General features: G+C 69.2%; 13 protein-coding genes. 9 read left to right on the top strand and 4 right to left on the bottom strand.

Going from position 1 to position 13,780, the window contains the following annotated elements; translation table 11 throughout:
- Positions 1-50 precede the first annotated feature (50 nt).
- The 4 genes from PGN23_RS17305 to PGN23_RS17290 all read left to right on the top strand — a co-directional run bounded on the left by PGN23_RS17305 (position 51) and on the right by PGN23_RS17290 (position 5,980).
- Positions 51-1,916, top strand: a complete 1,866-nt coding sequence (locus tag PGN23_RS17305; protein ID WP_335304318.1) for a type I secretion system permease/ATPase — start codon at positions 51-53, stop codon at positions 1,914-1,916.
- A 5-nt stretch (positions 1,917-1,921) separates the two neighbouring features.
- Complete coding sequence (locus PGN23_RS17300) at positions 1,922-3,295, top strand: HlyD family type I secretion periplasmic adaptor subunit (protein WP_335304317.1); 1,374 nt, start codon at positions 1,922-1,924, stop codon at positions 3,293-3,295.
- A gap of 91 nt (positions 3,296-3,386) precedes the next feature.
- Positions 3,387-4,853 (top strand): MBOAT family O-acyltransferase, encoded by a 1,467-nt coding sequence (locus PGN23_RS17295; protein WP_335304316.1) that lies wholly within the window; start codon positions 3,387-3,389, stop codon positions 4,851-4,853.
- 11 nt (positions 4,854-4,864) lie between these two features.
- Positions 4,865-5,980, top strand: a complete 1,116-nt coding sequence (locus tag PGN23_RS17290) for a hypothetical protein (RefSeq protein WP_335304314.1) — start codon at positions 4,865-4,867, stop codon at positions 5,978-5,980.
- 274 nt (positions 5,981-6,254) lie between these two features.
- Here the strand turns inward: PGN23_RS17290 and PGN23_RS17285 are convergent, their stop codons facing one another.
- Positions 6,255-6,731 carry a hypothetical protein gene (locus PGN23_RS17285; RefSeq protein ID WP_335304313.1) on the bottom strand — a complete coding sequence of 159 codons (477 nt, stop codon included), beginning with the start codon at positions 6,729-6,731 and terminating at the stop codon, positions 6,255-6,257.
- A gap of 585 nt (positions 6,732-7,316) precedes the next feature.
- Entirely contained in the window at positions 7,317-7,949 is a 633-nt protein-coding gene (locus tag PGN23_RS17280) for a polysaccharide biosynthesis/export family protein (protein WP_335304312.1), read from the bottom strand.
- Positions 7,950-8,137: 188 nt separating this feature from the next.
- Here PGN23_RS17280 and PGN23_RS17275 point away from each other — a divergent pair, with 188 nt between their 5' ends.
- From PGN23_RS17275 to PGN23_RS17265, 3 genes are all read left to right on the top strand, one after another.
- Positions 8,138-9,124, top strand: a complete 987-nt coding sequence (locus PGN23_RS17275) for a polysaccharide pyruvyl transferase family protein (protein WP_335304310.1) — start codon at positions 8,138-8,140, stop codon at positions 9,122-9,124.
- A gap of 101 nt (positions 9,125-9,225) precedes the next feature.
- Positions 9,226-9,630 carry a hypothetical protein gene (locus PGN23_RS17270; protein ID WP_335304308.1) on the top strand — a complete coding sequence of 135 codons (405 nt, stop codon included), beginning with the start codon at positions 9,226-9,228 and terminating at the stop codon, positions 9,628-9,630.
- A gap of 3 nt (positions 9,631-9,633) precedes the next feature.
- Positions 9,634-11,319 carry an SGNH/GDSL hydrolase family protein gene (locus PGN23_RS17265; protein WP_335304306.1) on the top strand — a complete coding sequence of 562 codons (1,686 nt, stop codon included), beginning with the start codon at positions 9,634-9,636 and terminating at the stop codon, positions 11,317-11,319.
- Here the strand turns inward: PGN23_RS17265 and PGN23_RS17260 are convergent.
- Both PGN23_RS17260 and PGN23_RS17255 read right to left on the bottom strand, forming a co-directional pair.
- On the bottom strand, positions 11,274-11,666 hold the full coding sequence (locus tag PGN23_RS17260; RefSeq protein WP_335304305.1) for a hypothetical protein: 393 nt from the start codon (positions 11,664-11,666) through the stop codon (positions 11,274-11,276). The two genes, PGN23_RS17265 and PGN23_RS17260, sit on opposite strands and share 46 nt — an antisense overlap.
- A gap of 24 nt (positions 11,667-11,690) precedes the next feature.
- Positions 11,691-11,960, bottom strand: a complete 270-nt coding sequence (locus PGN23_RS17255; protein ID WP_335304304.1) for a hypothetical protein — start codon at positions 11,958-11,960, stop codon at positions 11,691-11,693.
- A gap of 131 nt (positions 11,961-12,091) precedes the next feature.
- Here PGN23_RS17255 and PGN23_RS17250 point away from each other — a divergent pair, with 131 nt between their 5' ends.
- Positions 12,092-13,375, top strand: coding sequence for an outer membrane beta-barrel protein (locus PGN23_RS17250; RefSeq protein ID WP_335304303.1), 1,284 nt, complete (start codon positions 12,092-12,094; stop codon positions 13,373-13,375).
- 107 nt (positions 13,376-13,482) lie between these two features.
- Positions 13,483-13,743: a hypothetical protein gene (locus tag PGN23_RS17245; protein WP_335304302.1), complete on the top strand. Its 261-nt coding sequence runs from the start codon at positions 13,483-13,485 to the stop codon at positions 13,741-13,743.
- Positions 13,744-13,780: the final 37 nt, after the last annotated feature.

Genomic DNA, 13,780 nt, shown 5'->3' with positions numbered 1-13,780 from the left:
CGGCGCCTCGTTATGTCAATCGCGCCATCGGCGGCGCCTGGAATCGATCGATGGCCCTCTTGCCCCAAGCCGCTGCGGCGGCTCCCATCCGACAGGCGATCGCGGCGTGCCGCCGGCATTTCGTCAATGCGGCGATCTTCAGCGCCTTCCTGAACGTGCTGTACCTCGCGCCGACGCTGTACATGCTGCAGGTGTACGACCGGGTGGTGCCGACGCGCGGCGTGACGACATTGGTCATGCTGACGCTGATCTTCGTCGCCGCGGTGGCGACGATCTCTCTGCTCGACCTGGTGCGCACGCGCTTGCTGGTTCGCGCCAGCGAGCGGCTGGACCGCATGCTGTCGGCCTATATCCTGGAGGCTTTGCTCCAGACGTCGACCAATTCCAACGGTGCGCGCAATGCGGTGGTGCTGCGCGAATTCGACGTCTTCCGCCAGACGATGACGGGGGTCGGTGTGCTGGCGCTGTTCGACGCCCCCTGGGCGCCGATCTACGTGCTGGTGTGCTTCCTGATCCACCCCGCGCTGGGCGCGATGGCGCTGGTCGGCGCGCTGGTGCTGTCGCTGCTCAGCTGGCTGAACGAGCGGGCGACCAGCGCGCCGATCAAGGATGCCAATATCCGCGCGCAGACGGCCTATACCGGCATCGACCTGTCGCTGGGTTCGGCTGGCGTGATCGGCGCGCTGGGCATGCGCGAGGCGATGGTGCGCCGCCACCTGCGCGAGCGGTTCGAGGGCACGGCGCTGACGACGCAGGCGGGCTACAAGAGTTCGGGCTACGGGTCGTTCGTGAAGGGCATCCGCCTGTTGCTGCAATCGCTGGCGCTGGGGCTGGGGGCGCTGCTGGCGATCGAGCAGCAGATTTCCGCGGGCGCGATCTTCGCCGCCTCGCTGCTGATCTCGCGCGCGCTGGCGCCGATCGAGCTCATCAACGGCGCGTGGAAGAACCTGATCCAGTCGCGCGCCGCCTATCGCCAGATCGTCGACCTGTTCGAGCGTCGCGGCCCGGTGGTGACCCCGACCGTCATGCCCGCCCCGTCGGGGGCGCTGTCGATCGAGGGGCTGACGGTGGCGTCGCCGGCGCAGGATCGCGCGCTGATCTCCGGCGTCACGTTCGCGCTGGCACCCGGCGAGCTGCTGGGCATCATCGGGCCGAGCGGCGCGGGAAAGTCCACGCTGGTGAAGGCCATGGTCGGCGTGCTGCCCGCCGCCAGCGGCGCGGTGCGACTGGACGGCGCGGACCTGCGCAACTGGCCGCAGGAGCAGCTGGGCGCGGCGATCGGCTATGTTCCGCAGGAGCCGGTGCTGTTCCGCGGCACGATCAAGGAGAATATCGCGCGCTTCCGTACCGAGATGGAGGGGCCGGGCGCGCTGGACGAGGAGGTGGTGACCGCCGCGCAGCTGTGCGGTGCGCACGACTTCATCGTCCGCCTGCCGCAGGGATACGATACCGAGCTGGGCTGGGCCGGCAGCGGGCTGTCGGTCGGACAGGCGCAGCGCGTGACGCTGGCGCGCGCGCTCCTGGGCGCGCCGAGCGTGGTGATCCTGGACGAGCCCAACGCCTCGCTGGATGCCGAAGGCGAGGCGCGGCTGGCGCAGGCGCTGGCGGTGCTGCGCGAACGCGGGGTGACGGTGGTGTGCGTCGCGCACCGCGCGGGCATCCTGGCGAACGCGGACAAGCTGCTGTTCATGCGCAACGGACGCGCGGAGATGTTCGGATCGCGCGACGAGGTGCTGGCGACGCTGAACGCCCCGCCGACCGTGACCGGACCGCGCGGCCCCGCGGCGGCGGGCGCGCCGCCGGCGGGGGCGACGACCGTCACCCCGCCCGCCACCCCGCCCGTCACCCCTGCCCAGCCGGCGGCGTCCGGCGAAGCGGTCGAGCCGAGCGGTGCCGATACCGCCGAAGTTAGGTAAGCGTCATGTCGAACGATCTCGTTCCCGCCCGTTTCTATCCCGTCGCGCTGAGCGACCAGGCCACGCTGGCGGAGGAAGGCCGCGCCGCCGGCGACTTCCGTCTCGGCTGGATCGTGGTGCTGCTGTTCTTCGGTGTGTTCCTGGGTTTCGCCGCGTTCGTCCGGCTGGACGCGGCGGCCTATGCCGAGGGGACGGTGAAGGTCGCGGGCAGCCGCCAGGCGGTGCAGCACCGCGACGGCGGCACGATCACGAAGCTGAACGTGCGCGAGGGACAGCATGTGAAGGCGGGCGACGTCCTGATCGAGCTCGCCGGGGCCGAGGTGCTGGCGAACGAGCGGGCGCTCGCCGCGCAGGTCATCGGGCTGCAGGCGGAGCGCGCGCGGCTGCTGGCCGAGCGGACCGGATCGGCATCGATCGCGACGCCGGAGAGCTTTGCGTCGCTGACCGGGGAGGATCGCGCGGCGGCCGTGGCGGCGATGCGGGTGCAGCAGAACACGTTGCAGACGCGCCGCGCCGCGATCAGCGCGCAGAAGCGCGTGCTGGCGCAGCAATCGGCGCAGCTGCGCGAGCGCATCGCTGGCCTGGGGCAGCAGATGACGGAGAACCGGCGGCAGAGCTCGCTGTTCGACGACCAGATGACCGGCACGAAGACGCTGGTCGACAAGGGCTATGCCAGCGTCAACCGCCTGCGCGAGCTGGAGCGCGCGCAGGCCGGCGTGTCGAGCGACTATGCCGGGCTCGCCTCGTCCAGCGCCGCGGCGCGCCAGCAGATCGGCGAGTCGCAGATGCAGGCGCTGACGCTGGACAGCAACAGCCTGCAACAGGTGAGCGAGCAGCTGGTCAAGACCGACGAACAGCTGGGCGAGGCGCTGCCCAAGTGGCAGACGCTGCGCCGCCAGCTGGAGCAGACCCGCATTCGCGCGCCCGCCACCGGGCAGGTCGTGGGGCTGACCGTCTTCACCGTCGGCGGGGTGGTGACGCCGGGGCAGAAGCTGATGGAGATCGTCCCCGATGCCGCCCCGCTGGTGATCGAGGCGATGATCAACCCCAACGACGCCGACGACATCTACGTCGGGCAGACCGCCGAGATCCGCTTCGTCACGCTGCACGAGCGCGACATGCCGGTGTTCGAGGGCGAGATCACGCGACTGTCCGCTGACAGCTTCACCGACGAACGCTCCGGCGCGCGTTTCTACACCGGCGAGGTGACCGTGCCGGCGTCGGACCTGGCGACGATCAAGCGGATCAAGGGCGCGGGCGAGGGGATCAAGGCGGGCCTGCCGGTCCAGATCCTGGTCCCGCTGCGCAAGCGGACGCTGCTGCAATATCTGGTCGAGCCGATCAACCAGGCGCTGTGGCGCAGCGGGCGCGAGCATTGATCGTCATCGTTCACGGGCTCTAGGCGAGCGCGGCTGAGGCCGCGCCGCCGTCCCGATCCGGATCGCGCCAAAGGGGGAGCGTTCGCCGTCCATGTTGTTTGGTTCGCTCGTCTTCATCTTCGCCTTCCTGCCGATCGCGCTGATCGGCTATCACTGGCTTCGCCTGCGCGACCGCGCGCCCGCCGCGAAGGCGTGGATGGTGGCGGTCTCGCTGATCTTCTACGGCTGGTGGGACTGGCGCTACGTCGGGCTGGTCTCCGCCTCGATCGTCGTGAATTTCTGGTGGAGCCGCGTGATGGAGCGGCGGCCGGAGCGGGCCAGCATGCTGCTGGGGATCGGCGTGCTCGCCAACCTCGCGCTGCTCGGCTATTACAAATACGCCAATTTCTTCGTCAGTACGGTCGATGCGCTGACCGGCATCGGCTGGCACATCGGCAATATCGTCCTGCCGCTGGCGATCAGCTTCTTCACCTTCCAGCAGATCGCCTATCTGGTCGAGAGCCGGCGCGACGGGAAGGCGGCGGACAGCTTCGTCGACTATGCGCTGTTCGTCCTCTTCTTCCCGCACCTGATCGCGGGGCCGATCACGCATCACAAGGAGATGCTGCCGCAGTTCGCGGCATCGGGGACCGGGCGGCTGCCGCGCTCCTACGTGCTGGTCGGCACCGCGGTGTTCATCCTGGGGCTGGCGAAGAAGGTCGTGCTGGCGGACGGGTTCGCGATGCTGGCGGACCCGGCGTTCAACGCGGTGCGCGGCGGCGCGACGCTGGGCGCGGGCGACGCGTGGCTGGGGGCGCTGGGCTATACGCTCCAGCTGTATTTCGACTTTTCCGGCTATTCGGACATGGCGATCGGGCTGGGGCTGATGTTCGGCATCCTGCTGCCGGTGAACTTCGCCTCGCCCTACAAGTCGACCAGCATCACCGAATTCTGGCGGCGCTGGCACATCTCGCTGTCGCGGTTCCTGCGCAACTATCTGTATATCGCGCTGGGCGGCAACCGGCGCGGGCGCGCGCGGCGCTACGTCAACCTGCTGACGACGATGGCGCTGGGCGGGCTGTGGCACGGTGCCAGCTGGACCTTCCTGCTGTGGGGCGTGCTGCACGGCGTCTATCTGGTCATCAACCATATGTGGAATGCGGTGGTGCCCGCGGGCGGCGGCGCGGCGCGGCGGGTGGCGGGCTGGCTGCTGACGATGCTGGCGGTGGTCGTCGCCTGGGTCCTGTTCCGCGCCGACAGCTTCGCCTCGGCCTGGTCGGTGCTCACCAGCATGGCGGGCGGCCATGGCGCCGGCAACGTCGCGGGCTTCCTGTTCGCGCGTGAGGTCGGCTGGGTCGCGGTCGCGATCGGGGTGGTGATCGTGGTCAGCCTGCCCAACGTGCTGGAGATCGTGCGCTATCCGGAATCGACCCCCGGGCTGCCGATCGAGCATGAGGGGCTGCGCCCGGTGCGGCGGGTGCCGTCGCCGCTGGTATCGGCGCTGGCGATCGGCTGCATCGCGGCCTTCGCCTTCGCGAAGCTGCCCGATCCCGGTGTCTTCCTGTACTTCAATTTCTAGGGCTGCGACGGATGCGTGATACCTATTCGACGGCGCGCCTGTTCGCGATCGGGCTGGCGGCGATGCTGGCGACGCTGGCGCTGATGGTCGCGCTGCCGCACGACCGCTATGTCCGCTGGCAGGACGAGCGGACCGAGGCCTATGCCCGGCTGGGCTGGGTGTACGAGCGGGTACATTACGATCGCACCCCGACCGACATCGTGCTGGTGGGCACGTCGCACACGATGAACGGGCTCGACGGCCTCGCCATTGCGCAGCGGATCGCCGCGACCGGCGCGCGCGCGGCGGACGGTCGCTGCCTGACCGTCAGCAACCTGGCGATCCCGTCCTACGGCCGCAACCTGCACTGGGCGATCGTCCACGAACTGCTGTCGGCGCGCAAGCCGCGTGCGCTGGTTCTGGAGGTGTTCGAGAACGAGACGCGCAAGGCGCACCCGATGTTCTGGCGCGTCGCCGACTCGGCCGATCTGGTGCGCGCGCCGATCCTGCTCAACCAGAATTACGTCGGCGACCTGATCCGGCTGCCCTATCGCCAGCTCAAGCTGGCGGTGGAGAGCGCGGCGCCCGCGCAATTCGGGCTGAAGCCGGCGTTCTCGCTCGCCACCTACGACGGTTCGACCGTCGACAACACGCGCATCGTCAACGTCCACGGGCAGGCGTTCACCCCGCCGCTGACGCGCGTGCTCGATCCGGTCACGCTGGAGGCGGCGGCGGCGTCGCGCCGCGAGAACAAGAACCTGAACATGCTGCCCGCCGCACTCGAGCGGTTCGAATATGCGGTGCCGCGCCATTATGTCGCCGCGCTGCTGGCGGAGGCGGATAAGGCGGGCGTGCCGGTCATCCTGCTGTACCTGCCGGGCTACGGCATGCCGCCCCGGCCGTTCGACATGCGACTGTTCCGAGGGCGGCCGATGATGACGGTCAACGACCTGCTGCGTCACCGCGAATTCTGGCACGATCCGGATCATCTGAACGCGCAGGGCGCGACCGCCGTGTCGCGGCGGGTGGCGGACCTGCTCGCGCCGCGGGTCGCCGCTGCGCCGACGCAGTCCCCGACCCCGGCGGGGGGGTGCGATTTCGGCGTGCCGCCGCGCCCGATCACGATCCCGTTCCGCAAGCAGCAATAATCCCAGAAGCCTAGATTCGGCTCGTGGATACCGTCGTCCCGGGTCAAGCCGGGGTGACGGTAAATGAGCGAACCTCTGTTCCACCGGACCAGACGCCGGTGGCGGCGCGGCGGGCTCGATCGCGGCGGGTGCGGTCGCACCGGGTTCGGATCCGATGACGATGCGGCGGCTCGTCGCGCTGGCGTGGGGAAAGGCGGTCGCCTCGGGCGTCGTTGCGGGCATGAAAAAGGGCGGGGAGAACCCCGCCCTTCTCTTTGCCGTCGGCGAACCTGGATCAATAGAAGGCGTAGTCGCCCTTGCCCAGTTCCTTGCCGTTCAGCGAGTTGATTTCCATGTTGAACACATTGCCGGTCACGCCGTCGGTGATCGTGTAGTAATAGACCTTCGCGCCGTTGGCGCCGTCACCGGCCGGGCCGTTCAGCGTCAGCGTCGAACCGGCACCCCAGCCGATCAGCGCGATGAAGTCGTTGTTGCTCGCGGACCAGCCCCCGGCGCCGCCGAAGTCGGTGACGAAAGCGAACTGATCGCCGAACGCGCGCGACGCACCCTCATGCGCGCCCGAGCTTTCGGCGAACTTGCCCGAGATGATGAAGGTGTCGTTGCCCGCGCCGCCGTAGTACGAGTTGTTGGCCGCATGGCCCTCCAGACGGTCATTGCCCGCGCCGCCCGCGAGATTGTCGGTCGTGCCGCCGTTGCCCTGGACGACGCCATGGATGTCCGGCTGGGTGGGGGTCTTGTCAACAGTAGCCATGCGATTTTCCTCCTGAACCTTCCCGAAAAAGCCCCGCTCTTGGTCCCTCTTTCGTGGTTCCGGGGTATGCCAGGGTTAAAAGTCTGTAAAGCTCGTCAAAGGTTAACGCCGGTGACGTGACGTCGACAACGGCGGTCATCCCCTAGTACTTCTTCGGGAAGCTGAGGATGTGAGGATGATGGAGAAAATGAATAGGGGTGCTGAGTTTGCCGCACGACACGAATCCCGCTGTTATCAGCGAGAATAAGACGTCAGGGCGGGCTGCCCTCGCGACGACATGATCCGGCGACATCACGACGTGACGCCGTCTCATTTGCCGATATGGCCTGTCACGACGATGCCGGTTGAGCAAAAGATTGATGGCCGCCCGACGAAGAAATGGCGCCGCGCACACTACCCAAAATGGCGTTGTCCCGAATTGGGACGGTATCAAACCCGAGCGCTCATTTCAATACGCCGTCAGCCAGGCCTCAACGCATTCCGGCGCGAAGCGGATCCATGGCGATTGTAATTTATTGCGAAATTTGCGTCAGCCGCGACGGCGGGAAGGACCGAATCGACGGCGCGATTCGGTCCGGGGGGCGATCAGAAGAAGCGCTCGAGGATCCGGATCGTGTCGCCCGGCTGGACGCGCAATTGCCCCGATTCCTTGAATTGCAGCTTCACCTCGTCGCCGTCGCCGTGCGCGATCGCGAACTTCTTGCGATTGGCGCGGTAGGAATAGCCGCCGGCGGTGGCGACCGCCTGTTCCAGCGTCAGGTTGTTGCGGAAGGGGTATTCGCCCGGCTTGTTGACCTCGCCCAGGATATAGAAGGTGCGATATTCCAGCACCTCCACCGCCACCCGCGGATCCTTCAGATAGCCGGCGGCCAGACGCGAGCGGATCGCCTCCTGCACGTCCACCAGCGTCTGTCGCGCCGCGGCCACGTCGCCGATCAGCGGGAACGACACCATGCCCGTGGAGGAGACGGTATATTCGCCGGTGAGACCGGGTTCGTTGAAGACGGTGATGCGCAGCTTGTCCCCCGCGCCCAGCGTGTAATCGGTCGCGCCGGCGCGTGCCGGCGTCGTCGGGGCGGCAGCAGGGCCGCCCCCGGTCGCGGGTGCGGCGCCGGTCTGCACCGGCGGCGTGGCCTGCGCGCAGGCGGTGATCGACACCGCAGGCGACACCGCCAACATCAGCATCGCCACCCGGGCGGACAGGCCGATCGCATTCATCGTGAAAAACCTCAAGAATAGGCGCTGGCCTGTGTCATGCCGCAACGGCACAGGCGAGGGCAAGGGGAGAGGGCGACCGGGTATCACGTCATTCCGGTCGCAACGATTAACGACTATGCGCTATCGCGCGGTCGCCGGATTCCCGGCGGCGCTCCACGAACCCAGCCACGAACCGAGATCGCGAGACCATGCAGCTTATCCATTTCCGCAACTCGGTGCCCAATTTCGGGGACGATCTGAACGTCGACCTGTGGCCCGCCTTCGTGCCCGAGCTGTTCGCGGATTCATCGGTCGATCGCGGTTTCTGCGGGATCGGGACGATCATCGGGATGAACACGGACGTCACCCAGCTGGACATCTTCTCCAGCGGCGCCGGCTATCTCCACGTCGACCTGTGGGCGAAGAAGCGCATCACGGTGCATTGCGTGCGCGGGCCGCTGACCGCGAAGCTGATGGGGGTGGGGCCGGAGCTGGCGCTGGGCGACGGGGCGATCACGGTCCCGCTGGCGCCCGCCTTCCCGGATCGCGGCACCGGCGGCGGGGGTACGGTGGTGATCCCGCATTTCGAGACCATCGCCTATCCGGGCTGGGCGGAGGCGTGCGCGCAGGCGGGCTTCACGCTGATCGATCCCCGCGGCACGCCGGCCGAGGTGATCGGGGCGATCGCGCGCGCCGATCTGGTGCTGACCGAATCGCTCCACGGCGCGATCCTGGCGGATGTGTACGGGGTGCCGTGGATCGCGTTCGGCTGCTCGCGCAACCTGTCGACCAGCAAATGGGTCGATTGGCTGGCGACGCTGTCGCTCGACTTCTCGACCACCCTGGTGCCGCCGCCCAATGCGGCGCAGCTGCTGCGCTTCGGCAAGCGCGCGGAGCCGTTCGGCACCACGCTGACCTTCACGCTGGACGAGGCGATGCGCGAATATGCCGGGCGCATGAACCAGATCGAGAAGACCGGCTATGGCCCCCCCGGCGGCCCCAAGGCATGGGTGAAGTCGGTGGTCGCCGCGGTGCCGCCGTTGCAGCGCCTGCTGGGCTATTCGCCCGCCCGCACCGCCGAGGCGCTGACCGCCCTCGCCGCGCGTCCCACGTCGCTCAGCCAGGAGGCGCGCCGCGACAGCCTGCGCGACCGGATGATGGAGAAGCTGTACGCGCTCGACCGCTCGATGCGGTAGGTGCGGGGGCGTAGAGCGCCCGCCGTATTTTTGCGCTGTCCTACATCGCTTTCTTCTGCGAACGAAGCAGGAACAAACCTGTTTCAGCAAGGAGAACAGCGATGGCCGATCCGATTATCAGCGCACCGGGAAGCTTCGTCCCGCGCGTCGCGCTCAGCTATGGCGCGGCGGAGGCCGCCGCGGTCGCGGTGGACGAGGCGCACCCGCTGCCCGTCGCCGCGCGCGCGGTGGCGGTCAGCTACGTCGATCGCTCCGGCACGATCGCCAGCGGCGGCACCGCGCAGGTGCTGGCGCCGGCGCAGGCGACGCGGCGCGGCTTCTTCGTCCAGAACCTGTCCAGCGGCGACCTGTGGATCAGCAGCGTCGGCACCGCAGCGGCGGACCAGCCGGCGCTGCGTATCGCGCCGGGACAATTGTACGAGGCGCCGGCGCACGGCGTGCCGGCGGGCGCGATCTCGCTCTTCGGCGCGACCAGCGGCCAGTCCTTCGCCGCGCGGGAGTGGTAAGCGATGGGGCTCCTCAACCTGGGGGTGACCCCGAAGGCGCCCGGCGGTGCCGCGCTGACGCTGTCGGCACCGCAGATCGCGACCGAGGGCACGGGCGCGGACCGCACGCTGTCCTACACGTTGACGCTGGCGCGCAACGGGCTGGCGGAGGCGGTGCCCTTCACCTGGAGCGTCGCGGGACGCGGCGCCGATCCGGCGAGCGCGTCGGACTTCGCGGGCGGCGCGTTTCCCGCCGGCAGCGGCACCTTCGCCGCCGGTGAGACGGTGAAGACGCTGACGCTGACGATCGCGGGCGATTCGTCGCCGGAGGCCGACGAGGGGTTCGCGATCACGGTCGTGGCCACGGTCCCGCTGCTCGCCACCGGCACCGGCACGATCCGCGACGACGACGCCGGCGGCGGCAACGCCCCCGCGGCGCTGCTGATGGGATCGCGCTTCAACCAGATGGGCTATGGCGGGACGATGTCCAACGGCACCGACCAGGACAGCAATTCGCGCATCGCCAGCTATAACGAAACCGGCGCGACGGTGACGAAGCTGCGCGCCTATTTCACCAACTGGCTGGCGACCGCGACCAACGAAGCGGACGGCAGCGACCCGATCACCGTGACCGCGGCGATCGAATATCCGGCGGGTACGATCACCCCGCTGACCTTCGCCGGGGCGCCCTCCGTCACGATTCCGGCCGCGCATCCCGACAATTGGGCGGAAAGCGACGAGGCGGTGCCCGCGACGCCGATCCCCGCGGGCGCGATCTACTGGGTGCGGACCAGCGTCTCCGTCGCGGCGGGCGGCAAATGGGTGCAGGGCTATGTCGTGCAGCCGGGCAGCCCGTTGCTGGAGGCGGCCGATTTCGCCACCGGGGTGAACCGGACGGGCGGGGGCACGATCACGAACGCCACGCCGACCGCCACCCGGCGCGGCTACGGCCCCTGCGCGGTGAAGGCGACCGGCTTCGGCGGGACGCCGGTGGGCAAGGCGTTCGCCGGGGTGGGCGACAGCCTGATCTACGGCGTCGGCGACGCGGCCGACGCGGCGAGCGCGACCCGCGGCAATATCGGCTATTTCGGCCGGGCGTGTGCGGGCAGCTATCCCTATGTCAACATGGGGTACGCCGGTACCAAGGCGTTCGAGAACCAGCCGGCGGCGTTCGTCCGGCGTGCCGCCTTGCTGTCGCGGATCGGCGTCACGCACGTGTTCTGCAACTGGTCGGTCAACGACACCAACGCGGGGCGCACCGTGGCGCAGCAGACCGCGGACATCGCCGCGATCGCCGCGGGGTTCAAGTCCGCGGTGCCGCAGGTGAAGCTCGTCTATGCGACGCAATGCCCGTCGACGACGTCGAGCGACGGGTGGAGGACGGTGGCGGGGCAGGCGCCCAAGGCGACCCCGACCGGCGCCTTCACCGGCGGGGCGGGGTCGCGTCGCGCGCAGGTCAATGCCGCGCTGCGCGGCGGGATCGGCGGGATCGACATCCTGTTCGATGCCGCCGACGTGGCCGAAACGGCGCGCGACAGCGGATTGTGGCGCAGCGGCGACGGATCGACCCACCTGACCGCGACGGGGGCGGCGACCGACGCGTTCACCGCCGATGGCGGGCATCCGGTCGTCAGCAGCATCGCCGCGCCCGGGTTCGGCGGCATCTACGTCCTGCGCGACGCGGTCAGGGCGGTGTTCGCCGGCTGGTGATCGCCGCGGCGGGCACGGCGGCGGCGGCGGCGGTAGCCGTGGCGGCCGTCGTGCCACGCCTGCCGCGCCAGCAGGATCAGCGTCGGCAGCATCATCGTGTCGACCACATCGCGCCAGCTGGCCATCGGATCGAACCCCGCACCGATGGCCAGCAGGTGATGCCGGTCGACCGCCTCGTTCGCGAGTTCGATCGCGATGACGATCGCCCAGGCGCGGATCGGGGAGGCGGGCAGCAGCAGCGCGAACAGCGCGGTGCCGAGCAGGACGTGGAGCGCCGGACGCGACAGCCCGGAGGTCGCCACCGCGACGTCCTTCGCCAGCAGCCACAGGTCCGCCCCATCGGTCATTCTGCGCCGGTCATTCTGCGCCGGTCATGCCGCGCCTAGCGCGATCTGCACCAGGCGGAACAGCACGTACCACAGCAGCGCCGCGACCGCGCCGTTCATCAGCCAGCGTAGCGCCGGCGGGGTGACGCCCCCGGGCGCGCGTTCCGGCTCGCCGCGGTCGAACGCATGGACGAGGCGGCGCTGCCGCGCACGCGCATCGTCCCCCGCCGCCATGGGCCGGACGACCGCGGCGGCCGGCGCGCCCGGCATCGGTCGCGGTGTCCGGCGCCAGCTGTTCGTTGCGTGCCTCGGCATCCGTTCATTCCCTTTCGTCGCCGTTCCGCACCCTGTGCGGGCGCAGCGGTTGCGACGTGGTAAACGCGCCACGTTTTGCCTGTGGCGCGGCGGACGTGCTACGCGAGCGCATACAGGGAAGCATCCGGGGAATGGCGTTGAACAATCGGTATCTGCTCGCGATCGTCGCGATGCCGCTGGTCTCGGGGCCGCTGGTGTCGGGCGCGGCGCATGCGCAATCGGCCACCCCGGCCACGCCGGTGATGAAGAGCGTGGCCGACCGGCAGCGCCCCGAGTATCTGCCGATCGGGGGGCGGCTGGGCTCGTTCTTCCTGTATCCGACGCTGACCGTGACGGGCGCGGCGACCGACAACGCGCGGGCCTCCGACGCGGACAAGCGCGACGACGCGTTCGTGGTCGCGAACGGCGAGGCGAAGCTGGTGTCCAACTGGTCGGTGCACGCGCTGAACGCCCAGGTCTATGCCTCGCAAAGCGCGCACACGCTGTCGACCGAGAACGCCACGCAATATGGCGCGCAGCTCGATGGCCGTTACGACGTCAGCCGCGTCGCCAATGTCGGGCTGGTGCTGCGCGCGGACCATCTGGTCGAGGATCGCAGCAGCTTCACCAGCCCCGCCGGCGCGCGGGAGCCGGTGCGCTACAACCGCGCCCGCGCGACGCTGGCCACGGAGCAGGATTTCGGGCGGCTCGTGGTGCAGTCGGTGCTGTCCTATACCAAGGTGGACTATGACGATGCGGTCACGCTGGACGGCGTGCCGATCCCGCAGCAGTTCCGCGACGCCAGCATCCTGGGGGCGTCGGGCTCGATCGCCTATGCCGTCTCGCCGGGGTACAGCGTCGTGGTGAGCGGGACGGCCGACCGGCGGCGCTACGTCATCGGGGCCGACGATCCGCGCCAGCCGGGCAATTTCGACCGCAATTCCAGCGGCGGCCGGATCGAGGCCGGCGTACGCCTGACGCTGACCGATCTCATCACCGGAGAGATCCGCGCCGGCTATCTGGTGCGCGACTATGCCGATCCGCGGTTCAGGGATACCAGCGGCGCCTCGTTCGGCGCCAACGTGCTGTGGAACGTGACCCCGCTGACCTCGATCCAGCTGTACGCCGATCGCCGCATCGACGAGGCCAGCTCGATCGATGTCGCGGGCAACCGCGTGACCGAGGTGACGCTGACGGTCGACCACGAGCTTCTGCGCAACCTGATCGTCACCGCCTATGGCCGCTATGCGGCGATCGCGCCGCTGGGCGATTTCGCGTCCAGCTCGGAACGCGGCGCGCGGTTGAGCGCGCGCTATTTCGTCAATCGCCAGCTGTCGCTGCGCGCGGCCTATGCGCGCGGCGATCGCAGCTCGCCCGATCCCGTGCGGGAATTGCACGAGAATCGGGTGTCCGCCGGGGTGCAGCTGTCCTTCTGACCGTCCCGTTCCCGGTCAGCGGCCGCGCCGTCGACGGTTGTCATCGCGTCCCGGAAGGCGCAGCCTGTCCCAACAAAAGTGGTCGAGACGGTCAGGGGAGGGGGCGCATGGCACGCCGCAATCGGGATCAACCGGGACATGAGGGACGCCGGCTCAGCGGCCTGTTCGCGCTGTTCGGCGGCGGATTGTGGCTGGTGTCGGCGGTCTTCGTGCTGTGGGGCTTCGGCGACCGCCCGGGGCCACAGGACTGGGTGACGATGCACCAGGCGAAGCTGGAGGTCGCGGTCGGCGTGGGGCTGGCGGGGATCGGGTCGCTGTTCATCTGCTTCGCCGCGCTCATCATGGTCACCAACGCGCGGAATGGCTGACGAAAAAAAGGGGGGAGCGCGGCATGGCCGGGCTCCC

The sequence above is a fragment of the Sphingomonas adhaesiva genome, from assembly GCF_036946125.1.
Lineage (GTDB): Bacteria > Pseudomonadota > Alphaproteobacteria > Sphingomonadales > Sphingomonadaceae > Sphingomonas > Sphingomonas adhaesiva_A.
Note: the sequence above shows the minus strand (reverse complement) of the source record. Positions and strands in the feature narration are given on the sequence as shown.